General features: G+C 52.5%; 21 protein-coding genes, 3 tRNA genes and 1 pseudogene. 10 read left to right on the top strand and 15 right to left on the bottom strand.

Translation table 11 applies throughout. The features are described 5' to 3' along the window. Positions 1-48: 48 nt before the first annotated feature. Positions 49-603, bottom strand: coding sequence for a CBS domain-containing protein (locus ACXJJA_RS00350; protein ID WP_456486233.1), 555 nt, complete (start codon positions 601-603; stop codon positions 49-51). 734 nt (positions 604-1,337) lie between these two features. Here ACXJJA_RS00350 and ACXJJA_RS00345 point away from each other — a divergent pair. From ACXJJA_RS00345 to ACXJJA_RS00320, 6 genes are read left to right on the top strand one after another with little or no spacing between them, the layout of a single operon-like run. Further along, on the top strand, positions 1,338-2,564 hold the full coding sequence (locus tag ACXJJA_RS00345; protein ID WP_456486232.1) for an RNA-guided endonuclease InsQ/TnpB family protein: 1,227 nt from the start codon (positions 1,338-1,340) through the stop codon (positions 2,562-2,564). 43 nt (positions 2,565-2,607) lie between these two features. Next, positions 2,608-3,051: a hypothetical protein gene (locus ACXJJA_RS00340; RefSeq protein WP_456486231.1), complete on the top strand. Its 444-nt coding sequence runs from the start codon at positions 2,608-2,610 to the stop codon at positions 3,049-3,051. Between the two features lie 19 nt (positions 3,052-3,070). Then, positions 3,071-5,125 carry a DEAD/DEAH box helicase gene (locus ACXJJA_RS00335; RefSeq protein WP_456486230.1) on the top strand — a complete coding sequence of 685 codons (2,055 nt, stop codon included), beginning with the start codon at positions 3,071-3,073 and terminating at the stop codon, positions 5,123-5,125. A gap of 32 nt (positions 5,126-5,157) precedes the next feature. Then, positions 5,158-5,658, top strand: a complete 501-nt coding sequence (locus ACXJJA_RS00330; protein ID WP_456486229.1) for a 4Fe-4S dicluster domain-containing protein — start codon at positions 5,158-5,160, stop codon at positions 5,656-5,658. Between the two features lie 50 nt (positions 5,659-5,708). Next, positions 5,709-7,166, top strand: coding sequence for a hydroxymethylglutaryl-CoA synthase (locus ACXJJA_RS00325; RefSeq protein ID WP_456486228.1), 1,458 nt, complete (start codon positions 5,709-5,711; stop codon positions 7,164-7,166). After that, on the top strand, positions 7,163-8,320 hold the full coding sequence (locus tag ACXJJA_RS00320) for a thiolase domain-containing protein (RefSeq protein WP_456486227.1): 1,158 nt from the start codon (positions 7,163-7,165) through the stop codon (positions 8,318-8,320). Before ACXJJA_RS00325 ends, ACXJJA_RS00320 begins: the two co-directional genes overlap by 4 nt. A 354-nt stretch (positions 8,321-8,674) precedes the next feature. Here the strand turns inward: ACXJJA_RS00320 and larC are convergent, their stop codons facing one another. Genes larC through ACXJJA_RS00305 form a run of 3 tightly spaced genes read right to left on the bottom strand, consistent with a single transcriptional unit; the run spans position 8,675 to position 11,653 of the window. Next, the gene (gene larC / locus ACXJJA_RS00315; RefSeq protein ID WP_456486226.1) at positions 8,675-9,949 is read right to left on the bottom strand and encodes a nickel pincer cofactor biosynthesis protein LarC; all 1,275 of its coding nucleotides are present in this window, start codon (positions 9,947-9,949) and stop codon (positions 8,675-8,677) included. Between the two features lie 4 nt (positions 9,950-9,953). Continuing rightward, a complete protein-coding gene (locus ACXJJA_RS00310) occupies positions 9,954-11,282 on the bottom strand; it encodes a TldD/PmbA family protein (RefSeq protein ID WP_456486225.1) in 1,329 nt (442 codons plus the stop codon). 29 nt (positions 11,283-11,311) lie between these two features. Continuing rightward, a complete protein-coding gene (locus ACXJJA_RS00305; RefSeq protein ID WP_456486224.1) occupies positions 11,312-11,653 on the bottom strand; it encodes a 50S ribosomal protein L32e in 342 nt (113 codons plus the stop codon). A gap of 45 nt (positions 11,654-11,698) precedes the next feature. Here ACXJJA_RS00305 and mobA point away from each other — a divergent pair, with 45 nt between their 5' ends. Continuing rightward, entirely contained in the window at positions 11,699-12,322 is a 624-nt protein-coding gene (gene mobA / locus ACXJJA_RS00300; protein WP_456486223.1) for a molybdenum cofactor guanylyltransferase, read from the top strand. 54 nt (positions 12,323-12,376) lie between these two features. Here the strand turns inward: mobA and ACXJJA_RS00295 are convergent, their stop codons facing one another. The 4 genes and pseudogenes from ACXJJA_RS00295 to ACXJJA_RS00280 form a co-directional block, all read right to left on the bottom strand. After that, a complete protein-coding gene (locus ACXJJA_RS00295; RefSeq protein WP_456486252.1) occupies positions 12,377-13,159 on the bottom strand; it encodes a formylmethanofuran dehydrogenase subunit C in 783 nt (260 codons plus the stop codon). 13 nt (positions 13,160-13,172) lie between these two features. Further along, complete coding sequence (locus ACXJJA_RS00290; protein WP_456486222.1) at positions 13,173-14,867, bottom strand: formylmethanofuran dehydrogenase subunit A; 1,695 nt, start codon at positions 14,865-14,867, stop codon at positions 13,173-13,175. Positions 14,868-14,876: 9 nt separating this feature from the next. Then, positions 14,877-16,178 (bottom strand): annotated as a pseudogene (locus ACXJJA_RS00285) (formylmethanofuran dehydrogenase subunit B). Next, complete coding sequence (locus tag ACXJJA_RS00280; protein WP_456486221.1) at positions 16,175-16,552, bottom strand: molybdopterin dinucleotide binding domain-containing protein; 378 nt, start codon at positions 16,550-16,552, stop codon at positions 16,175-16,177. Before ACXJJA_RS00280 ends, ACXJJA_RS00285 begins: the two are co-directional and overlap by 4 nt. A 120-nt stretch (positions 16,553-16,672) precedes the next feature. Here ACXJJA_RS00280 and ACXJJA_RS00275 point away from each other — a divergent pair. Continuing rightward, a tRNA-Glu gene (locus ACXJJA_RS00275) sits at positions 16,673-16,747 on the top strand. Positions 16,748-17,027: 280 nt separating this feature from the next. Then, entirely contained in the window at positions 17,028-17,306 is a 279-nt protein-coding gene (gene rbp / locus ACXJJA_RS00270) for an RNA-binding regulator (RefSeq protein WP_456486251.1), read from the top strand. Between the two features lie 148 nt (positions 17,307-17,454). On the opposite strand, the gene ACXJJA_RS00265 is transcribed toward rbp, so the two are convergent. The 6 genes from ACXJJA_RS00265 to ACXJJA_RS00240 all read right to left on the bottom strand — a co-directional run bounded on the left by ACXJJA_RS00265 (position 17,455) and on the right by ACXJJA_RS00240 (position 21,243). Continuing rightward, positions 17,455-18,144, bottom strand: a complete 690-nt coding sequence (locus ACXJJA_RS00265; protein WP_456486250.1) for a PRC-barrel domain-containing protein — start codon at positions 18,142-18,144, stop codon at positions 17,455-17,457. A 5-nt stretch (positions 18,145-18,149) separates the two neighbouring features. Further along, the gene (locus ACXJJA_RS00260; RefSeq protein WP_456486220.1) at positions 18,150-19,019 is read right to left on the bottom strand and encodes a hypothetical protein; all 870 of its coding nucleotides are present in this window, start codon (positions 19,017-19,019) and stop codon (positions 18,150-18,152) included. Between the two features lie 2 nt (positions 19,020-19,021). Continuing rightward, the gene (locus ACXJJA_RS00255; protein WP_456486219.1) at positions 19,022-20,146 is read right to left on the bottom strand and encodes a nicotinate phosphoribosyltransferase; all 1,125 of its coding nucleotides are present in this window, start codon (positions 20,144-20,146) and stop codon (positions 19,022-19,024) included. 9 nt (positions 20,147-20,155) lie between these two features. After that, positions 20,156-20,611, bottom strand: a complete 456-nt coding sequence (locus ACXJJA_RS00250; RefSeq protein WP_456486218.1) for a phosphopantetheine adenylyltransferase — start codon at positions 20,609-20,611, stop codon at positions 20,156-20,158. A gap of 6 nt (positions 20,612-20,617) precedes the next feature. Beyond that, on the bottom strand, positions 20,618-21,151 hold the full coding sequence (locus tag ACXJJA_RS00245) for a helix-turn-helix domain-containing protein (RefSeq protein WP_456486217.1): 534 nt from the start codon (positions 21,149-21,151) through the stop codon (positions 20,618-20,620). Positions 21,152-21,171: 20 nt separating this feature from the next. Continuing rightward, a tRNA-Val gene (locus tag ACXJJA_RS00240) sits at positions 21,172-21,243 on the bottom strand. Between the two features lie 38 nt (positions 21,244-21,281). Here ACXJJA_RS00240 and ACXJJA_RS00235 point away from each other — a divergent pair. Then, the gene (locus ACXJJA_RS00235; protein ID WP_456486216.1) at positions 21,282-21,635 is read left to right on the top strand and encodes a nascent polypeptide-associated complex protein; all 354 of its coding nucleotides are present in this window, start codon (positions 21,282-21,284) and stop codon (positions 21,633-21,635) included. A gap of 10 nt (positions 21,636-21,645) precedes the next feature. Here the strand turns inward: ACXJJA_RS00235 and ACXJJA_RS00230 are convergent. Next, a tRNA-Pro gene (locus tag ACXJJA_RS00230) sits at positions 21,646-21,749 on the bottom strand. Between the last annotated feature and the right edge of the window lie 378 nt (positions 21,750-22,127).

Genomic DNA, 22,127 nt, shown 5'->3' with positions numbered 1-22,127 from the left:
GGCGAACGTCTACCGAGTAAGGGCGATGTCGCTCGGGATAAGATGCCGTCACCCTTCCCTACAGCTTTCACACAACAAGAGTCCATCTACAAGGCTTAGGTTCTCTGAAAAGGTGCCGCACCTCTCGCATATCCCCTGTGACAGCTCCTCTCCAGATTGCTCAATCTCGCGCTCCACGTTCATTTCTACTAATTCTGCGAGGATGGAGTTCATCTCAGAATAGACTGCAAGAATATCCACATCCGCAACTATGCCCACAAGTTTGCCGTTCTCCACCACGGGAACCCTCCGTATCTTGTTCTTCAGCATCATCCTCGCAACTTCCATAAGGTCGTCATCCGGGGATGCCGTAACCAAAGGGGACTTCATCAGGTCTTTGAGCCCCACCGTGCTTGGCTTTATGTCTTTCGATACAAGCTCCCGTATCATGTCCCTTTCTGTGACGATGCCGATAGGTTCCCCCCTATTCACTATAATTACACTGTCCACGTCGTATTTCAACATCATACGGGCGGCGTCCCTGGCGTTCATCCTCATGTCTGCCTTCACAACGTCCCGCACCATTACCTCCTTTACCGGGATATTCGTCTCCATACCCACCATTCCCTCGAAGATTAGACCCTTGCTTTAAGCCCGCAGCTCGCAAAGCCTGCAGGCATCTCTTCTTAATTTGGTTCGCAACCATAAAATTTAAAGATTTTGGGGTGCTGGGACCATTCGGATAAGAAATAATCCGGCATAATGTTTTTCAAAAGGAAAGCGGTGAGATTGGCGATGGCGTCTTTTCAATATTAGATTATTTTCGAAGGACAACCCAAGTAGCTATTACCTCTGCGTGAGTCTATTGCAAGAATACAGAATAATTAACGTTGAACTTGTCTGTAGTCAGCAGTTTATAGATTCTCTTTAAAATTTCATAAAGAATTCAATAACAAAGACGCATAGCAATTGTTGAAACTGTTGTTAGGGTTAACATAAAAAGCTACATATATGCTGCGATTAACGTCTAAACTGAAGATATTACAGATCAACCTTATTATAAGAAATTATTTAATTATAGATTTTAGTGAAATTAAGCGCAGATGCAGGAACAAGGATTCCGTAATAACTGCAGACAAAATGTTTTGCTATTCTCAGGTAATGGGTTAAAATATATCTGTAAACCTTTTGGCATGATGAATGGTGTCAAGAGTTTGTTCTCTGAATAAGGAAAAATGCTTATAAGGAAATTATAATTATGTTCTATAAATCTGTCGCTAAGAGGACCACCGATTTCAATCGGTGGGTTAGGGGAGGTGGGTGGGAAATATTTAAATACTTTCTAACAATTATCTAACATGGAAAAGAAGTTAGTGAGAACATTGTGTTTCAAACTTATCCCAGATAATCCAGAATTGCTTGACGAACTCATGCTCGAAATTCGCAATGTGTTCAACCAATACCTCGAAGCATGTAAAAAGCTGAACACTACAAACAGAAACAAGCTTGAGACGTATCCTGTTAAGTCAAAGCTCATCCAGAACACAAGACAGATGGCAAGGGAGAAGGCAAGGGAGGCTGTAAAATCCTATTTTGAACTAAGGAAGCAAGGTAAAGATACTTCATTTCCCAAACCCAAAGAGAAGCCAATGCCAGTAAGGATGAACTATAAAGAGGGATACGTCGTTAAGGAAGATTTTACGGTTAGGATATCTGTGTATCCACGAATCCACGTTTACGGCAGACTTAAAGGGAGCGATTTGGATTTTGCTTATCTCTACAACGCTTTAAAGGGAAAGTATGATATAGGAACTGCTGAATTGCTGAAAAGGGATGGGGAATTCTACCTGCACGTAACCATAAGCAAGGATTTTAATAAATCTTACGAGCCCAAAACCTTCATCGGAATTGATGTAAACGAGAACTCTGTTGCCATAACAGCTTTAGACGAAAGTGGTAGAGTGTTGAAATCAGCAATTCTGGAGTTCAACGAGCTAAAGTTTCTAAGGCATAAGTTTGACCTAATCAGGAAGAAGGTTCAGTCTAAGAAACTTTTAATGCTTAAAGTGCTGGGAAGGATTGAGAAGAATACAGTAAGAGATTGGTGTCACAAGGTATCAAGGATTGTTGTTGAGTTTGTAAAGCAGTTCCAAAAGCCGATTATTGTGCTGGAAAACCTCAATGGAATGAGAGAATCAATTGATTACGGAAAAAGAATGAATCGTCGCTTGCACAAAATTCCCTATGCGATGATCCAGAGCTTCATAGAGTACAAAGCTCTGTGGGATGATGTGCTAGTCGAGAGAGTTGATCCCCGTAACACCTCACACAGGTGTCCCCTGTGTGGGGGTAGAGGAGTTAGGAGAAAAAGGTTGTTTAAATGCAGTTGTGGACTGCAAGACCACGCAGATAGGATTGCTTCGCTAAATATAGCTCTAAGGGGATACACATACTTGAAAGAAAACGTGCCACCCGTCAAGAGACTTCCCGCTCTGAGGAAGGTGAGATGGGTGGCAGCGGGGCGCGTGAGCCGCCCGACCCCAGCCGTAGTGGCGTGTTTATCTGGGGGAAGCCACCGTCTTTAGACGGTGGTAGTTCACAGGCTACCAATAATGAAGGTGAGGTATTATGACTGAGCGGGTAGGCATCCATGCGCTTTATGCGTTCGGCATCCTGATGCACGTGGTGGGCGTCATTTATTTCGCAAGCGAATACATACGCTACCTCTCAGATTACGAGAAGCTGGCGATTCTTGTTTTACTTTCCGTCATGTGTTGGAATGTGAGGGGTTTGAGATGGCGTTCAGCTTGTAGCGACCGCCGCCTTCATGGTTTTCGCGGAATAGCTAATGCACAGGGCGAGCAGCGGAAAGAGGGGGAGGGAAGAAGAAACGGGGGAGTTAGAGCCGCACATCATCAGGTATGGGTTGTCCTACGTCTCCTAAGTTTACGCCTTAGCTTTTTCATGCGGAGGGACTTACCGGAGATGCTGAAGGTCGCAGTCAGCATCGTCTCGACATTTGCCTCCTCCTCGCTGCAAACAGGTTGCAAAAAAGCTGATTTGAACATTTAACCCTTACCGGGCGATACGTGTGAGAACGAGCGAGTTAAAGCTGAACGAGCGAGTGAAGGACGCACTGGGCGACTTCGAGCTTTTCCCGCCGCAGGAGCTTGCGGTGCGTTCCGGCATTCTGGAGAAGCGACGGAACTTCGTGGTTGCGTCGCCGACGGCGAGCGGGAAGACGCTTATCGCAGAACTCGTGATGCTGAAGTCAGTCGTCGAAGAGGACGGCAAATGTATTTACGTGGTGCCACTGAACGCTCTGGCTTACGAGAAGTATTTGGATTTTACAAAGAAATACAGAAGCCTCGCAAAAGTCAAAATCTCGACGGGAGACTATGATAGCCCGTCATACGAGCTGCGAATGGGCGACATCATAATTTTGACGCTTGAAAAGTTCGACTCGCTGACGAGGCTGAGGCCTGAGTGGTTGCATGAGGTCACGGTAGCGGTGATTGACGAGGTTCATATGCTCGGTGATGTCGCTCGCGGTCCGAGGCTGGAGGGGGCAATAGCGAGGTTCAGAAGCTTCAACCCCGAAGCGAGAATCTTAGGACTTTCCGCCACGATTTCCAATTGCGAGGATTTCGCAGCATGGCTTGATGCAGAGCTTGTAAGGAGCGAGTGGCGCCCGGTGCCGCTGCGTGAAGAAGTTTTACTTGCGAGGACGGATGCGGGGCTCCTACACTACATTATCGAGGCAATTCGTAGCGATGCGCAGCTTCTGGTCTTCGTGAACACGAAACGCGGCTCCGTGGCGTTTTGCAAGAAGCTTGCTGAGAAATTGAGGGCGCAAACGACGCTAATATTCACGGAAGACGAGCTTAAGGAGTTGGAGGAGCTTGCGGAGAGTGTTGATTTCGGCGTCGACGAGCTTGCAAATTTTGTGAGAGCGGGCGTCGCTTACCACAACGCTTGGCTGCACCCCGAACAGCGGAGAGCCATCGAGGAGGGCTTCCGTCGCCGCCTGATAAAAGTAATATGCTGCACGCCGACGCTGGCGATGGGCGTTTCGCTGCCTGCGAAAATTGCACTCATCCGCAACTACAAGTTCTTCTCGGGCGTCATGAGCGAGCCTATGCCAGTATTCTGGGTCAAGCAGGTCTTTGGACGAGCGGGACGCCCAGAACATGACGACTTCGGCGTCGGAGTCATCGTTGCAAGAAATAAAGCCGAGCAGCGGGAGATAGAACGACTTTACATAAAGGGGACGCCAGAACCGATATTCTCGCAGTTTTCGGAGGAAATGCTGGAAGAGCAGATACTGGCGACCATCGTCAGCGGCGCACGCACGAGCGGTGAGGTCGCAGAGTTCGTGAAAAACACGTTTTTCGCGCACCAGAGACAATTAGATGAGCTTTTCTACTTCGGCTTTGAGGAGGGCGTCGAGGAGATTCTCATGAGTCTTGCTGAGAAGGGCTTCATCATGAAGATGCGGGACAAGGTGATGCCTACGGACTTCGGCGTCCTGACTTCTCGCCTTTACCTATCCTTAAATTCGGCTTTATGCCTGCGGGACGGCATTGAGTTTTTAAGCACTGCGGAGTGTAACGAGTTTGACCTCCTCGTCCTGCTGTGCGCGTGCGACGAAGTTTCTCCTTTTAGGATAAAAGGGGCGTTGGAGGTTGCGACAACGCTCACGAGGAATGTAGGGTGGCTTTTTGAGAACGTCAGAGCGCTCGGCACCGCAGTCATCATGCACGCTTGGATAAACGAGAGGAGCTACCCTGAGATAAAAGAGCGTTTCGGCGTTTACCCCGGCGAGATATATAGTAACGTTTACACGTTGGGGTGGCTGGCATATGCGGCTTCTCGGCTCGCAAAGCACCTGCAACGCTCTGAAATGGAAAGTGAACTTATGATTTTGAAAGAAAGAATAAGATATGGAATAAAGACGGATTTGTTGAGCTTAGTGCGGCTTAGGGGTGTCGGGAGGACGCTCGCGAGGCGTCTGCACGCTCATGGCTTTAGAACGCTCGAAGATGTCGCTAAGGCTGACGAAGCTGAACTTTCTAAAGTTAAGGGCATAGGGGAGAAGCTTGCGAAGAGGATAAAGAAGGAGGCGGAATTAAAGAGAGAGAATTAATGCTGATTAATCAGTATTTTTTTAAGTTGCAAATGATATCTAAAGACATGTGCGAGTGGTGCGTCAAGCACGGAGCTGGAAAGAAGTGGTATTTAAATATGGAGAATTACTCGAAGAAGACAGCAGAGAGAGTTAAAGCGAGAGAGTGGAATGACGACTTCTGGAGGGATTTAGAGAGCGTTTGGGCTATTGAAATAAAGAAATTGACAAGAATATCGACCAAACCCGTAGTGGGGCGCAAGGTGAAAATAAAAATCGATCGGGATAAGTGTCCTGAGCCTCATAAGTGTGCTAAGTGCTTGCAGGCGTGCCCCTTAGCAATTTTCGGCATCTACCCTCTCGATCGTGAACGTAATAAGCTTTCAGAGCGCTGGAGGGTGGAGCCTGTATTGGTTGATCTGTGCACGGCATGTAATGCCTGCATCGAAGCCTGCCCTAATGGTGCAATCACGAGCAAGCTATTCGCCCCCGCCCCTCACAGGCGGCTTAACTATCAACAGCAAAATCGCTTACAATATGCTTCAACGGTTTAAAACGCATAGAGGCAAATTTAGAACCTGTTTTAGCCGCATTGGGAGGAAAAATGGTGGGGATTATAGGATATGGGGTTTACATCCCGATGTATAGGCTGAAAACCGAGGAAATTGCAGGAGTCTGGGGCGGTGGAGGTGTTGGCGGCGTTCTCGAACGAGCGGTGCCCGGCGTCGACGAGGACGTGATCACGATGGCGGCGGAAGCCGCTTTTAACGCCTTCGAGCACGCTGACGTCGAGCCTTCTGAGGTAGAAGCTTTGTTCTTTGCGACGACGTCGGCGCCCTACGCTGAAGGGCGTCTTTCCTCAGTCCTCACCGACGCTTTAGGACTCAAAGCGGAGACTGTAAAGGCAGAGCTTGGCTTTTCGGCAAGAGCGGGCGTCGTTGCGCTCTGGAACTGCATGAACGCTATAAGAGCTGGAGAGCTTGATACGGCGCTCGTTGTCGCCTCTGACAGCCTCGTTGGAGCCCCAGGCACGTCGCCGGAATGCAAGCTTGGAGCCGGCGCCGTGGCATTCCTCGTAGGAAAAGACGGCATGATTGCTGATTTTGGCAACTTCTGCACGTTCTCCACGGATTTTCCCTACAGATGGAGGCGGAATGAACGCATCTACGTTGAGGAAGTAGACGACATGAGAGTCGAGCGGGACTTCGGCTACGTGAGGCACGTCTCCGCAGCGATGCATGTGCTCCTGCAAAAAAGTGACACAAAACTCTCGGATTACCAACACGTTGTCCTCGACCAGCCAGATGCGCAGCTCCCAAGGGCGCTTGCAAGAGCGCTAAAGCTTGATGGCAAGAGGCTTAGAGATGAGCAGTGGCGACACGTGCTCATCGCCCAGGAAATAGGCTGCGCAGGCGCCGCAACATGCCTGATAAGCCTCGCAAAGACTCTTGACGTGGCTAAGCCCTCAGAGAAAATATTAGTGGTATCTTACGGCGCTGGGGCAGGCAGCGATGTTTTTGAGCTCACAGTCACGGAGCGGATAGAAGAGCGGCGAGGATGGGTGAAGCCTGTAGAAGAGTATTTACGGAGGAAAGAATATGTCAGCTACGGGGTCTATGAGCGTTTTCTTGGGATAATAAGGCGGGCTGAGGAGGCGCCACTCGTCCCGAGCATCCCAGCGTACGTACGAGACATGCCCTATAAGCTCAGGCTCGTCGGCTTCAAGTGTAAAAGCTGCGGCGAGATAAATCTGCCGCGGCGGCGCATCTGCAGGAAATGCAGGAAGCCAAGCGAGTTCGAAGAAGTTAAGCTCAGTAGGAAAGGCAGCCTTTACACATTTACAATCGTGGAATACGGTCCACCGGGGCTTGAGCGGAAGTATGCGGTCGGCGTTGCCGAGTTGAAGGAGGGCGTGCGGCTCATCGGCAGACTTACGGACTGCAAGCCTGAAGACGTAAAGGTGGGCATGCCTGTCGAGCTCGTGCTTCGTAAAGTCATCGAACGTGGCGGGCTAGTTGAATATGGATATGCATTTCGCCCTTTACGAGGTGGTGCGAAATGAGGCGTGTGGCGGTCGTCGGCGCTGGTATGATAAGGTTTGGAGAGCTTTTCGATAAGGGCTACAAGGACATGGTGCAGGAAGCTTACCTGAAGTGCTTGGAAAGCGTGGACAAGGGTATAGTGCCGAAAGAGATAGATGCGGGCTGGCTCGGCTGCTATTACGAGACTGATGGGCAGACGACAGGCTTGATGGCAGACCACCTTGGGCTGTTGGAAATCCCGTGGACAAGGGTTGAGAACGCCTGTGCAAGCGGCGGCGACGCCATAAGGAACGCATTTCTTGCAGTCGCTTCCGGCTATTACGACGTCGTCCTCGTCGTCGGCGCCGAGAAGATGCGGGACGTGCCTACGAACATGTTCGGCTGGAAAGGCACCGAGAAGTCGAGGGATTTTATCTGGGACTACCCTATCGGCATTACCGGCGCGGCTAACTTCGCAATGCACGCCGTCAGACACATGCACGAATACGGCACGACGAAGGAGCAGATGGCGCTCGTCGCCGTCAAGAACCACAAATACGGCGCAAAGTATCCATATGCGCACTTCCGCCGTGAGATAACCGTCGAGGACGTTCTGCGCTCGCCGATGGTTGCGTATCCGTTCTCGCTGCTCGACTGCTGCCCGCAGACCGACGGCGCCGCCGTCATTCTCGCTGCGGAGGAGGTTGCTAAGAAATTCACGGACACGCCGGTTTTCATCGCCGGCGCCTCCACCGGTCAGGACAGATGCATGCACATGGAAAAAGAGGACATGGCGTGCTTCCCCTCAACGATTAGGGCGGCGAGGCGTGCGTATAAGATGGCATGCATTGAAAATCCCACAAAGGAGATAGACGTGGCGGAGTTGCATGACTGCTTCACAATGACCGAGATAATAACCTATGAGGACTTAGGCTTCTGCAAGCGTGGCGAGGGCGGAAAGTTCATCGAGGAAGGACAATCAGAGCTTGGCGGCATCGTCGCTTGCAACCTCAGCGGCGGGCTGAAGGCAAAAGGACATCCTATCGGCGCAACAGGCGTTGCTCAGTGCGCCGAAATCTTCTGGCAACTCAGAGGCGAGGCGCACGTCCAAGCAGAAGGAGCGGAAGTGGGACTCACGCATAACATCGGCGGGCCGACGGCGGCGTCCTGCGTCATCATTTATAGGGTTTGCTGACAGTCCTAAGTTTAGATAACCTTCGCATACAGTTGCAACTAAGGTCGCCAGCTTTATGTAATGGAATTAAAAGAAAACGTGAGGGCGGAAAGACGTGAAGCCGAGAGGCTGATGAGCGTGCGTGAGAGGAAAGCCGTCTGTGGGGACTTCCGCTCCGCTTGCCCCGAATGCCACCCATGACGAACGGAGTGATGAGAAGGAAGGCTCTCGATGACGCATCGAATGTCATCGAAAGCCAAAACGGTGATAGCCTATTACAGTCGCCCAGCAACTCAACGCTCACACCATTAGTGACGTGCCAGTGGCGCTAGTCACCCACTCTACCCCACCGACCGCCACGTCACGTTACATCCATCAGCGACGGTCGCAGCCAAGCTTCCGCCTCGCAGAGTTCTCGGCTGCACGCATGACCTCACGCACCGGCACACCCGCCTCCCTCGCTACTCTTTTTGCGTCCTCAAACTCAGCGGAGATGTTTAAGACGGTGCCAAAAGTATCTTCTGCGATTTTGACGGCTACTGTATGCTCCTTACTACCGATTCTTATCTTGACGGTGTCAAATCTCCGCCGGGCGACGAGTCGGTGCTTCGTTGGCATCACACGCACTCCGAGCGTCCCCGTCTCCTCAATTATCCTGCGAGCTAGCCTATAAGCGTCTTCGGGCTTCGCCAAAACTTTCACTACGTGTCCAGCTCGCCCCTTCTTCATCGTCGCTGGCAGAACCGCAACGTCCAACGCCCCCTCCCTTATCAGCACCTCCACCAAATTCCCAAGAACCTCGCCAGTAACATCGTCCACGTTCGTCTCGAGAACCTCCACCTCATCCCTCAGTAAGCCCACGTCCCCCCCAGCCACGCCCTCCTCAAGCACGCCCAACGTCGCCCGCAAAACGTTCGGCACTCCCTCAAACTCACGAGCGCCGGCGCCGTAGCCTACGCCTTCAACCCGCATCTCCGGTAGAAAACGCACCGTATTCTGCACGAACTCTGAAAGCAAGGCGGCACCCGTCGGCGTTAAAAGCTCAGCTTCCAGCGGTCCGCCCCTAAACGTCAGACTACTCCCTTTTAAAATTTCGAGCGTCGCTGGCGCTGGCACTGGAAACCTCCGCCGCTCCCGCCGCTCGCCGCAAACCTCCACAAAGCCCCCGCCAGCAGCAACCGGCGTGCTTAGAACCTTTTTAACGCCCAAACGCCCAATCAGGTCATGGAACGCCGCACACACCCCGACGACGTCAGCGAGCGTGTCGTAGGCGCCAAGCTCGTGAAACCGCACTTTCTCTTTGGAGACGCCGTGAATTTTGGCTTCCGCTGCCGCCAACCGCTCGAAGACCTTCAGTGAGTTTTCAATGACCTTTTGCTCGACAGAGCCCCGCCGCAACGCCATCTCCAAAATTTTCAGTATTTCAGCATAATCTCTTTCCTCCTTCGCTTTTGTATCTTCGCACCGCACCTCCACACGCGTCGCCGAAATTCCACCACGTTCCACGGTCCTGACTTCGAGTTCTATGCCCAGATCAAGAGCGTCAACAGCGCTCTTCGCAAAAGAGAGACGTGCGCCAAGGCTGAGTAGACACCCCAAAACCATATCACCGGCAGCGCCGCAAAATGGCTCGAAGATCAAGACCCTCATGCCCTCAAGCGAAGCAGTAAACACCTTTAACAAGCACGTAAGGGCAAATGTACCCGGGGATTTCTTCTCTTATGCTCGAAACCCCTGCCACCCGGCCCAGAATTTGCTGCAAGCTCGTTTTCATGTGAAAGGGTTGCAAGGAGGAATAAAGCTCGCCGTCTTCGATGCTGAAAGAGTTTAAAACTGTAAGTTCCACCTCGCCCGATACAGGCTTCGCCGTGCTCAAAGCGTCCACCACGAAAACGCTATCGCCCTCCTCAAAAAGCTCCTCCAAGTCGTAGTCCCCGGCTTCCACGAGCAGATTGTGCGGCTTCACGGCGACGTCAGCAGTGTAGTGCGCACGCCTCGCATTCCCGGTGGACAGCGTTTCGTTGAGCAGCGCCGAAAGATTATCGTAGAGGAAGCCCTTGAAGACGCCCTTCTCGACGATGGCGTTCCGCTGTGTCGGCCAGCCCTCGTCATCGAAGCGTGCCGAAAACGCAAGTGCGGGGAGTGTGGCGTCGTCAGTCACGCTTATCTGCTCGTTAAACACCACCTTTCCGACTTTATCCTTCATCGGGAGCGCGCCCGCGACGTCTGCGCAGACGCAGGGCACGAATACGTCGTTTAAAATCATTGAAAGCACCTTAGGGTGCAGTATGATGTTGTTTTTTCCCTCTCGAACCTTATCTTTGGGCACGGTCTCCATAGCCATCTCGGCGGCGTATTCAGCAAGCTCAACCGCATCCAAATCGGAAAATCGGCGCTTCACAGCACTTTCTTTGCTCCTGCCGCCTTCAGTCACGCAGTTCACGTGAAATGAATAATAAGTGGATTTTTCGTGTTTCTCAATGCCGTAAGTGTTTATTACCGTCACGTCCTCGACGACGCTGGAAAGGCAGACCGAGAGCTTGCTTGTCCTCCTTGGAAAGCCGCCAGCGCCTCCCCTTAATATGCTACGCATAGCCTTCATGCAGTCCTCGCAAAGCTCTATGCCTTCTTCGAACTTTATGTTCTCCATGGGGTCGTAGAGCCCGGATACTTCGGTTACGGAGTCTGTAAAGGTGAAAGGTGGTCTTTTTACAGTTTTATTCCCGACGTTTGCTATTTTGATAGCCTTTTCCAGCATGAGCTCCTCACGAATCTTAGAATTAAGCGGAGAGGAGTAATGTCCGAGCCTTTTGTCCTTCACCACCCTTATGCTCACACCGGCGTCTTTATCTTCACCTACGATCCTTCTCGAATTCTCAAAACTTATTAAAATGCCCTTTTTTGAAATCATATACAACTCAAGGTCTAAATCCAGCTTCTGCGCATGCTTTATGAGTTTGTCAGGAGCAAAGCCATATCCCATCCATTTCCACCCACGTTAAAATAACCGCATCAGCCGACGGGGTTCAGGACTTTAAATCCGAGCTCTGCCGCTCTTGCCTCTATTTCGAGCCGTTTTTTCCTGCCGACGCCGCTTGCGACACGCACCGCTACGCTTTGCGGGTCGAGCGCCTCGAGCTCCTTGACGTTGTGCACGAGCGCCTCCCGTAACCCACAAGGATGCAGCCCTCGCACCATCTTCGGCGACCCGTAGCCCACTTGCACCCTCGGGCCCTTTGCCGCTACGTGCTCTCTAAGCTTGTTGTGCAGCCCCTTCGGACGCCGCCAGCTCTCGTCCAGCTTCTTCATGTTTGAGAGATACCTCTTGAACCTCACCTTCTTCCGGCTCGTCATCGCAATCTGATTAGTGGCTCCCACTTATATAACTACGGTGGTAGCGTGCCAGGACCGAGATTAAGAAGGGCGGCAGTCATCTTAGCAGGCGGCAGGAGCACGAGACTACGCAAGGAAAAGTGTTTCTTGGAGTTTGAGGGCAAGCCCTTGATAAAACGGGTGGCGGATGCCGTTCATGGCGTCGTTGACGAGCTTGTGGTGGCGGTGCGGAACGAAACGCAAGCGAGAGCCGTTGAAAAAATCTGCAACGCTAAAATCGCAATTGACAGCTTCAAGGACTTCGGACCGTTAGCCGGCATCCTTGCGGGTTTAGAGGCGACAGTTGCAGAGTATTCGGTGGTTCTTGGTTGCGACATGCCTTTTGTGAGAGCCGAGGTTGTAGAATTCCTTTTTGAGCTTGCGGAGGAGCTGGCGGTGGATGCTGTCGTTCCTGAATGGGATAATGGCGACATAGAGCCTTTACATGCGGTTTACAAGACGGGAGCTATGGCGAGGGAAGCTCGCCGCTTGATGCTTAAAGGAAATAAAAGCATTAGAGTGCCCTTGCGCTTCTTAAATGTGAAATTCGTGCCCGTGCGGCTGATAAGAGAGTTGGACGAAAAGCTTGAAACGTTTACGAACATAAACGTCCCTGAGGACCTATGGCAGCTTACGTTAAAGCGACGCTAAGCGTCAGACGAGCGGTACTACTATCCATCTCGGGGAAATTAATTGTGTTAAAAATTAGGGGGCGTAGAGGACGCCTTTTGCCTTTTTACCCATTGCGAGGTCGCCGGCGTATTTTTTCAGCTTTACGCCCTCGACTTCCTCTTCGCCCTCGAAGCGGAACGATGGCAGCATGTCCACGACTTTGCCCTTAACGACGAGCGTGCCGCCGGTCATTTCGCCGCCCGGCGCTTCTGCGTCGCCGCCGATGACGATGCGTCCGCCTTTCATGCCGAGTCCTGCGAGAATGCCAACAGCACCCTCAATGACGATTTCGCCACCGCTGCAGAGGTAGCCGACGTAGTCACCAGCGCTGCCCTTGACTACGATGCGTCCGCCTGTCATCCCTGTCATCTCGCCTCGGTAGGCGGCTCCGAGGTAGTCGTCGGCGTCGCCCTCTATTATTAGTTCACCGCCTCGCATTTCCCGACCCGCCCAGCAGCCGGCGTTGCCTTTGACGAGTATACGACCGCCACTCATCATGGCGCCACAATGCATGCCGACATTGCTCTCAACGATAATCTCGCCAGCTTTCATCCCCTCGCCGACACGCTTCACGCTTGCAAAATCGCCCTTGCAGACTATTTTAACGTCGTCGGGCTTCTCGGCACTGCCCTCAACGCCCACATCAAACAGGTCGCCAAGTTTTTCCTGACGGTTCCCCCACCACACCTTCAGCTCCTTGATTTCGTCGGCACTCTTCCCGCAGAGGGCGTCCGGCGTCACGCCGTCAAGCTCCACCGGCACCCTTGCGACCCCTTCAAACACTTTCTCCTTAATCCCAAGTGTTATCGTCTGCATCCGCACCACCACCTCACTCCGCAGCCCCCGCTTTTATCACATATGGCTTCGGCACGTAGTCGTCCTGCACCGGATAGTTCGCAAGACTCACCGTGTAATACTCCTTGAACATTTTTTCGAGGTCGCTCAGCATTTCCTTCCAGACAGCTTCGTCTTCATAACGAACGTCCACGTAGAACGTTCGCCCTTCGGGAACGGCGACGACCTCTCCGTCCTTAACGACGACCTCTCCACCCTTAATAGTGTATTTTGCGTTCAGCAATGCCTTCTGGATTTTACCGGCGTCGGTCTCCTCAGGCGAAATTTCGTAAATCGCAACGTCGGCATCCGCCCCGACGCCTAAATGCCCCTTACCATGCTCGTGCAGCCCCAGAATCTTCGCAGGCGTCCCCCTTGTCATGACCGCCACCTCATACCAGTCAAGCTCTCGCTCAATCGTTGGGAGCAGCGCACGCTCGTTTATCACAGAATGCACCTCCTTCATGACCTCTTCCCGCCGCTTCCTGCTCATCAGCAGCGATATCAGAATCGGATACGTGATGAAGGGCCCGCCGTTCGGGTGGTCAGTCGTCAGGACGACCTTCCAAGGGTCTTTGACGAGGAGCGCCAACTCCATGCCGATTGCCCACTGTATAGTGTTCACCGCCACTTTCCCTGAATACAAGAACGGTGTGATACCAGAGCCCGTTTCAAGCTCGACGTCACAGTTCGTCCATTTCCTACCGGTAAGCAAATACAGGTTGTATTCCATCGGACCGTCGGCGGTCATCGTCGTCGTATCCCCCAACATCACCGCCCCCAAGTCAATCGTGACGTGCTCGTGCTGGTCCACGTATTTTGCAATCTCGTCAGCCTTCGACTCGAAATTCCCCCAGTTCGTCCCGCCGTATGAGTGGAATTGGACGTGCGTCGCATGCATGACCTGGCGCTTCCGACTCGGTTTCGTTCCCTTCACTAAATCGTAAGTTTTGAGCGTTGTCTCGTAGTTTCCGGGCTGCCCAAGGCGGTTTGCGTGTAGATGAATGCTATGCGGTAGCGAAAGACGCTCGTTAGCCTCAGCCAACGCCTTTATTATCTCGGCGGGCGTGACGTCAAAGTAAGGAACCGGGTCCTCAAGCCCACAGTTCTTCCGCCAGCCCCACGCTTCAGTGCCGCCCGGATTCACGATTTTGACGCCGTAACCCTTCGTCGCATTTATCATCCAAGCGATATAAGCTGCGAGCTTCTCAACATCGCCACTCTTTGCATATTGCAGCGTCATCCAGTTGTTGTCGAGGAGCGGCATCCCAGCTTTGTCCACAATCGGCGTATCCATTAACTCCTCGTGCATATGCCTCGCCTTCAGCGGCGGCATCGCCGGCTCCATTAAGAACGTGTAGCCCATCTTTGCGTAGCGGTAGCCCGTCGCAAACGTGTTTGGCACGGAGTAGCCAGAACACGCCCGGCAGACGCCCGTCCTGGGCTCAAGCCCCTTCCTTCCGTCTTCAGGTCTGAGAAGACGCCCCGCATTTACTTTCCCGCCAGCTACGTGCGTGTGAGCGTCCACGCCGCCCGGCATCACGATGCAACCGCTCGCATCTATTACCCTCGCCTCCGACGAGACAGACTCCACGACCTTCCCGTCCTTAATGCAGATGTCCATCTTTTCGCCTTTGACCCCGTTAATCGGGTCGAAAACAATCCCGTTTTTTATCAGAAGCTCCGCCATGCTACCACCTCACTGCAACCCCTTAATCTTCAACACCTCGTCCAGAAGCCTCTCCAAAATCTCCTCATCGGTCAGGAACTCCGTCTCTACAAGTTTCCTGAGGCGTAGCGGCACTTTGTCCATGCGGTATGCAGTGCCTTCGGCTTCGACGCCGCAGACTGCCGACGGGATGACGACGTCCGCAATTTCCGTCGTAGGGCTCGGATACGGGTCTATCACGACAAGCGGGATTTTAGCGAGGTGCTTGACGCATTCTGCTGGGAAGTGCGCAGCCGGGTCCGACGCAACGATTAAAGCGGCGTCGCACTCCTTCCTCGAAAGCACATCGTTGGCGGCGGTCTCCCCGGGATTATACCAAGCGTAGCCTCTTGCCAAATCCACGGCGAACGGAAAGCCTGTCTGCCAGGTGCAGACTTGGTTGAAGCCCGTGACGTTGTAGTGCCCACGCATCGGCATGATTGCGAACTTCGTGAACGCATACAAGTCTCTGACGAGGGAAATTGCCTGTTCTATGTTATTGTGCTTGTAGCGGGACTGCGTGAGCCCCATGCCAAAGAATATTATGCCGAACTGCGCCGTCTTCATCATCTACGCAAGCTCCACGAGCCTCTCCTTCGGGACGCCGCCAACACTTTCGGGAACGACGTCTGCAAAGCCATTGACAATCGCTCTCAGAGCAGCAAGCACTAAATAATCCTTGTTCGGCTCCACTCTGATGAAAATGTCAGCCATCCTCGCAGTCCTCGACTCACGAACGTCCACGACAACGAGTTTGCGGTCTTTCTTGCCTTCGGGGCGGAACCAACCCTTTGTGAGGTAGGAATAGCGGCGCATGTGGTTGCCGTGCGCCTCCACAGGGTTAGCACCCCAGAAGATTACGAGGTCCGCTCGGTTTTTCACCTCGCCAAGCGTGCACGTCGGGAGTCCGACTCCCTGAACAGCTTGGACGGTCGGACCGTGGCAAACCGACGCCGTGTTGTCGATGACGCCGCCAAGAACCTCAGCCAGTAGAATGCCAACCTTATGCGTCTCGCAAACCGTGCAGCTCCAGCCGTAGAGCAGCGGGCGTCTTGCCGCCGCCAGGATTTCCGCTGCTCTCTTTATGGCTTCCTCGTAAGAGCATTCCTTGAGCTCGTCGCCCTCCCTGAGAAGCGGGCTTTTAAGCCTGCCGTGTCCGAGAATCTTCGCACGCCCGACGGCGCAGGCGCCCCGCACTTTCTTCACGGCGTTGCCCTCGACTTCCACTCTAATATCATCGCACAAACACCCGCAGAGCGGGCAGACGACATCTGTCACGGTAGGCACGCTCACACCCCCAAACTCTTCAGAAGCTCCCTTACAGAAGGAACGTTTTCGCTCGTCCGCTCGATTTCGGCATCTATGCCTTTGAACTGCGGCATGCCGACGCCACCCGTGTCGCCGCCGACAACAGCGTTCGCCCAAGGTCCCATCGGGATGAACGCGATTCCCTGCGGGTTGCCGTCCGCCTTCTTTGCAACCACGACGACCTCGCCGAACTGCGTCTTCACTTTAACGTTATTCCCTTCAGAGACGCCCACCGCCTTCATATCGTCCTCACTGAGCTCGCAGACAGCAACCACCTTCTGGTACTCCTCAGAAAGCTTATTTTCGAGATTCTGACCTTGCTCTATAGTCCTACCTGTGATGAGCTTCACCCTCACCATCCTCAACCCCGTCTCTTAGTCCAGCGGCATGACATAAATTTGTTACCATGTCCAGCGTCCGCCGCCGAGCACGCCTCAGAGTAAAGCTTAAAAAGAGGGGGGTGAACGTAGTATCAGAGCGCTCCGCTGGTGTAGCCGGGCCAATCATTCGGGCCTCTCGAGCCCGAGACCGGGGTTCAAATCCCCGGCGGAGCATTATTTCTGGAGTAAAAAGCCTGTTAGAATGTTTTGTTTGAAAGGGCAGAGGTGCGTAAGGACAAGAAAGAGGAAATTCATGAGATAGTAGTTAGATATAATTGCGGATATGTTTCAAAAATAGAAATATGTGCAATACGGATATAATACCATTGGAATGATATACATAATACATACGAATGAGTTGAGCGAAATTTCTGGAGCACGAGCGAAATTTCTGGAGCACAAAACTTTATATAGGTTAAACATTATAAGAGGTATAACATCATGGAGGGATAAAATGAACATCTACGTAGGGAACTTATCGCGTGATACCACTGAAGATGATTTGAGGCTGGCTTTTGAGAGCTTTGGACAAGTGGAATCAGTCACTATTATTAAGGACAAGTTCAGCGGTGAGTCAAGAGGATTCGGATTTGTGGAAATGCCCGTCGAAGATGATGCTAAGGCAGCAATCACCGGCATGAACGGTAAGGAGTTGAAGGGACGAACGCTTAGCGTTAATAAGGCTCGCCCTCGCTTTGAAGGCCGTCGAGGCGGTGGGCGGCGTTCCTGGTAAGCAGCGATCAGACATAACAGATTCATGATAGAACTTCGCCTAACAGGGTGTATCCGGCTTCGCTACGCCACGCCAAACCCAGCGCCGCTGGACCAGATACACGCTAATAAGCAGCACACGTGAAAATAGCTCCAAACGAGGTTAACCGTTACTCCTTCTCGACGACTACGCTTTTGTTATACAAGTTCAGCTTGAGGTCGTCAAACGGGATGTCCTCAAAATCCTTCATCCGTGTATTGACTTTAAGCTCCACACTTCTCGTCTCGTCATCGAAAATAACGTTCTCTACCTCCCCTACGTAAGTCCCATCATTTGACAGGACTTTCCTCCCCAGCAAGCTGCTGCTAAAGATTTTCGGGCTTCGCCGTTTGCCTTCAACCAGACTGAACAAAAGTTCTTCCTTCCTTCTGATTTCGTGCATGTCAGCGCCGAGAAGCCCGCATAGGGTATTAACGTCCACAATATCATCCAACCTGAGGGAAAGCATGCTCAGGACGGCGTATACGAAGCACTGCGACATCGCAAATGGGTAATCATAGGCGAAACGCCCGTGCAGCGCAACGGCGTCAGCGTCATCGGCGCAAAGCATGAAATTGTTAACGATGGAACGGACGCCCTCGACTATTATCTCCAGCGCATCCTCCTTTGAAACGTTCTCCGAAGGCACAATGGCAGCCGCCGCCTGAACTGCAAATCTCATGAAATACTCAAGAGAACGCCTGTCCACGTCCTCAAAGATGATGTTCCAAGGGAAGAGTTTTGTTCTGTAATACGATGCCACTTTGCTCTTCAATTCCTCCTTACGCTTATCCCGCCTCCCGAAGCCGAAGAATCGCATCCTTCTCACCCTTTTTTAAACCTTCGCATAATCTCTTTCAGCCCCGTCAGGGCAGTGGGCTTCACGCTCCGCCGCACCTCGCCTTGGCACAGTGTCCAGACCCATTTCCCAAAATCTGTTATCTCGTAAACGCTGCCGCTTCTTTCCACGATGTTGTATTCCGGAACATTTGCCAGCCGCTCAAGCTCCTCTGTCAGCCTTTTATCGTAAGTGTCTTTCACAAGCTCCTTGAACTCTTTGTCCCTCTTATAAGAAATGTCTAATATTTCGTCCAAGCTCAGGGGTTTCCCTACGCTCATGAGCGTTTTAAGGGCGACGTAGGCGTAGTCGTTCTCGATGAGGCGCTCCCAGCTCTTGTCAAGCTCGTTTTCCAAACCGAGTTTCTTCTTCGCCGCCTCTTGGATGAGGGTCGTGACGTAGCTCAGCGTTTTGACTGCGGAAATCTCATCACTGGCTTCCACATATATCCCCGCCTCTGAAATTACAGCTTTCTTGAACCTGATTTCTGGCATGGGCTTTCCGAAAATGATGTCGGTCATCGCCGTAAAATAATGCTCGGACAGCGGTTCGTCGTCATATGGATAAAGCTCCCCGTTCCAGAGGTCGAGATTTGGGGCGAAGCGCGCCGTGAGTTCGAGCAAATCCCGCGTGACGTCCTTTATTGCTGAGAACGCCCCACGCTTTGACTCCAGTTCCATCCGCATTTCCTTTGCCCGCCTTTCCAGCTCGTCGCGCAATTTGCCGCTTATTCCCCGCTCTAACAGCTTCTCGATCTCCCGCAGCTCCTTTTCATAATCACGCTTGGCGATTTTCTCCTTTAGCCGCCAATACTCCTCTGCGAGTGCGTTCGCCCTTTTGTTAAAATTGTCGCTCATGTTCAAGGTAAAAGCTTTAATTGCTTTAATACTCTCTCTCTCGCCTCACTTAAAGAGAACCTCATGACGATTTCGCCCTCTTTGAGCACGGGCTTCAGCAGCGGCTCGTAGCCCACCGGCGGCTCCTCCGACTCCAGCAGAACCCTGTCGTCGAGCGTGCCGGGCTTCCTATAAACTTGCTTCCGCCCGCCGAGTTTGCCACGCTTTGCGCACGGCGTCCCTTCACGCTCTACGATGTCAAGTGCGAAGTCTATGGTCCGAGCGTTCGCAACGCACGTCCCGACGCCGAACCCGTCGACCACGTTCCGGAGCTCGATAATTTCCTCTTCATCAATGCCGCCACTCACGAAAATCCTCACGTTCTTGAAGCCTCTTATGTCAAGCTCCCACCTTACCTCTTTCACAAGACGAGGGAAATCACCCCGCCGAGACGAAGGAGTATCAAGACGTACCGCCTCCAGCCGTTCTTTGAGAGTCTCAGCCGCAAGCACCGCCTCCGTTTTCTCATCGTAATACGTGTCGCAGAGGCAAATGCGAGGCACGTCTTCGGGAAGAACTTCGTCGAAAGCTTTCCACGCCGCCACTTGGTCGCCGAAGCAGATAATAAGAGCGTGTGGCATCGTCCCCATCGGCTTTATTCCGATGGCTTCGGCGCCGGCGACGTTGCTGACCCCGTCCATGCCGCCTAAATAAGCGTTACGTTCAATCACCGCCGCAAGGGCTGGGTGCTGACGCCGCGTCCCGAAGGAAATGACTTGGGCGGCGCCTGCCGCTTTTTTAATCCTTGCCGCCTTCGTCGCAATCCCCGACTCGTGGCACAGAAAGCCCAAAATCGCCGTCTCATATCTCGCAAAGTCCAAATACCGCCCTTCTATCCTGAGGACGGGCTCGTCGCCGAAGAAGACCGTGCCCTCAGGCATAGCATAAACGTCAAGGGGCTTGCCCTCAAGCATATGCGCAACGTTTTCCAGTCCGGAAAAGACGCCCCAACCGTGTTGCGTCGTCGTAACCTCCGCAACGACTTTTGGATTCAGTCCTTTTTTTCTTAAAACCTCCTCAGTCCTTAAGAAATAAACGTCGGTGGTCCTTCCCGCCAGTATGTCCTTTTCCTCCACTGTGAAAAACATCGTGACCCCCTAAACCAGAAGGGCGCCGTGCTTATCTATCTCCCCGCTCTTAATTCTCGTCGAGGATATTATTTTCCCGTCTTGCGCCTTCACGTGCTCCACTCGCACAATTCTTATGGGCTTCATACCCCGCGCCTTCCTGAGCTTGTTAATTTCAAGCGCTACTGTATAGGTTTCAGGTGATATTACAATATAATCGAGGTCTTCGTCAAGAGTAATGCCGAAGCGGTCGTTCAGCTCCACAGTGCGCACGCGCACGCCATATTTCCGAAACATGTATTGACGGAGGTTCTCAGCTCTCGCTTTGTAGGAGAGGACGGTTCTGCACCGGCGGCTGCGTGCCATTTCGTCAGAGGTCAGCCCTATAACTATCTCATCGCCGTCACTAAGCTCGTATACTCTCTGAAGCAATAACCTATGCCCATCATGTAAAGGGTCGAAGGTACCCCCCAATGCGACTTTCATGTTTCATCATCCTGTCGCCTTCCTTGCAGCAGCTTTTATCGCATTTATCACGCTGCTTTTCGGTTTTATCGTGATGATGGGGATTTGGAGTATCTTTTCCACCACAGGGCTGAGTATTGGAGCGCAGACGAGGGCAGCAGCACCTTCACGCTCAGCCTTCACCGCAGAAATTATGGCGTCTTCGATGCTCGTCGCCGGGTATTCCTTAATATCAAGCCTCTCGCCGTCAACGTCCACGCTTCGCATCTCTATGCCGTCAAGCACCGGGCGTGAGGCGATGACCGCCACGAATCTCCTCTTTTTACCGCCTTTTTCCTCCTCTATCCTCCTTATCGCCCTTACAATCTTTATAAAGGTTTTCATGTTGGGCTCTCGCTCGCCGGAGAGAATCTTGTAGAGCGTGCTCTGTGGGATGCCGGCGCACTCGCTAAACTTTGCGATATTCACACGTAACTTGTTCCTCAGAACGTCAGAGAGCACAACATGTAATTCCTTGTCCTGCTGGAAGATGCTCGTTACCAGCTCTTCAGCGACGCTCATCTCCTCCACTTTGACGATGATGGGCCCGCTGCGACTCGAACGCAGGACCTTCGCCTCGTAAGGGCGACGTCATACCGCTAGACCACGGGCCCCAGAATTTATTAAAGCGGAAGATAAAAAAGTTTTACTCATGAGAGGAATGCGGGGCGTGAGCCCGAAGAAGCTAAAGCAAATGATGCAACAGCTCGGCATCAACGTCGAGGAACTCGACGATGTCGAGGAGGTCGTAATCCGAAGGGCGGACGTCGAACTCGTCTTCAGAGATGCAAACGTTACGGTCGTCAATGCACCTGGCGCTAAAACTTACCAAATCGTCGGAACGCCTGAGGAGCGCCCCCGTGTCACGGAGGACGTTGTTTTTTCTGAAGAGGACGTTAATCTCGTCATGGAGAAAGCAGGGTGCAGCGAGGCTGAAGCACGAGCGGCGCTGCAAGACGCAAAAGGCGACCTTGCAGAGGCGATAATGCGGCTCTGCGGCGACTAAACGAAATTGATGGGGGAGCCCAGATTTGAACTGGGGTCTCAGGCCGTCTTGAGCCCTCGGCTCCCACCTCGGCTTCCCAAAGCCCGCAGGATGACCAAGCTACCCTACTCCCCCGTTGTTAGATTAGTCGCCTGATTTATTTATCGTTTACTGCGAATTGAAACAGTGAAAAAGATCACTTTTCACCCGAAGACACCGCGCCGCCGTCATCAGCAAGCTTCCAGGCGGGCGGACGTTTTCACGTCTCCAATGCATCCTTCCTCGCTTATGGCATTCTGCTTCATTTTCGTTTACGGACGCCCGTTCTGGTTAGTCGTAACTTTTGTAAAGTTTGTATATCGCTACGGCTAACCTTCCAGCCTCCGTCTTCATCGGCTGGCTTTCGGGGGAGCGGGAACGGAACTCCCCACATCTTCAAGGCTCTTGAGCGGATATTCCAGCTCCGACAACATCACGGTCGGCTGCAAACCCACATTTTCGCATTTTAAGACC

Source organism: Candidatus Alkanophaga liquidiphilum (genome assembly GCF_053996935.1).
Note: the sequence above shows the minus strand (reverse complement) of the source record. Positions and strands in the feature narration are given on the sequence as shown.

Coding starts and splice junctions, on each gene's coding strand:
- ACXJJA_RS00350 (WP_456486233.1), bottom strand. CDS start 603: ATGGTGGGTATGGAGACGAATATCCCGGTAAAGGAGGTAATGGTGCGG.
- ACXJJA_RS00345 (WP_456486232.1), top strand. CDS start 1,338: ATGGAAAAGAAGTTAGTGAGAACATTGTGTTTCAAACTTATCCCAGAT.
- ACXJJA_RS00340 (WP_456486231.1), top strand. CDS start 2,608: ATGACTGAGCGGGTAGGCATCCATGCGCTTTATGCGTTCGGCATCCTG.
- ACXJJA_RS00330 (WP_456486229.1), top strand. CDS start 5,158: ATGATATCTAAAGACATGTGCGAGTGGTGCGTCAAGCACGGAGCTGGA.
- ACXJJA_RS00325 (WP_456486228.1), top strand. CDS start 5,709: ATGGTGGGGATTATAGGATATGGGGTTTACATCCCGATGTATAGGCTG.
- ACXJJA_RS00320 (WP_456486227.1), top strand. CDS start 7,163: ATGAGGCGTGTGGCGGTCGTCGGCGCTGGTATGATAAGGTTTGGAGAG.
- larC (WP_456486226.1), bottom strand. CDS start 9,949: ATGAGGGTCTTGATCTTCGAGCCATTTTGCGGCGCTGCCGGTGATATG.
- ACXJJA_RS00310 (WP_456486225.1), bottom strand. CDS start 11,282: ATGGGATATGGCTTTGCTCCTGACAAACTCATAAAGCATGCGCAGAAG.
- ACXJJA_RS00305 (WP_456486224.1), bottom strand. CDS start 11,653: ATGACGAGCCGGAAGAAGGTGAGGTTCAAGAGGTATCTCTCAAACATG.
- ACXJJA_RS00295 (WP_456486252.1), bottom strand. CDS start 13,159: ATGCAGACGATAACACTTGGGATTAAGGAGAAAGTGTTTGAAGGGGTC.
- ACXJJA_RS00290 (WP_456486222.1), bottom strand. CDS start 14,867: ATGGCGGAGCTTCTGATAAAAAACGGGATTGTTTTCGACCCGATTAAC.
- ACXJJA_RS00280 (WP_456486221.1), bottom strand. CDS start 16,552: ATGGTGAGGGTGAAGCTCATCACAGGTAGGACTATAGAGCAAGGTCAG.
- rbp (WP_456486251.1), top strand. CDS start 17,028: ATGAACATCTACGTAGGGAACTTATCGCGTGATACCACTGAAGATGAT.
- ACXJJA_RS00265 (WP_456486250.1), bottom strand. CDS start 18,144: ATGCGATTCTTCGGCTTCGGGAGGCGGGATAAGCGTAAGGAGGAATTG.
- ACXJJA_RS00260 (WP_456486220.1), bottom strand. CDS start 19,019: ATGAGCGACAATTTTAACAAAAGGGCGAACGCACTCGCAGAGGAGTAT.
- ACXJJA_RS00255 (WP_456486219.1), bottom strand. CDS start 20,146: ATGTTTTTCACAGTGGAGGAAAAGGACATACTGGCGGGAAGGACCACC.
- ACXJJA_RS00250 (WP_456486218.1), bottom strand. CDS start 20,611: ATGAAAGTCGCATTGGGGGGTACCTTCGACCCTTTACATGATGGGCAT.
- ACXJJA_RS00245 (WP_456486217.1), bottom strand. CDS start 21,151: ATGAGCGTCGCTGAAGAGCTGGTAACGAGCATCTTCCAGCAGGACAAG.
- ACXJJA_RS00235 (WP_456486216.1), top strand. CDS start 21,282: ATGAGAGGAATGCGGGGCGTGAGCCCGAAGAAGCTAAAGCAAATGATG.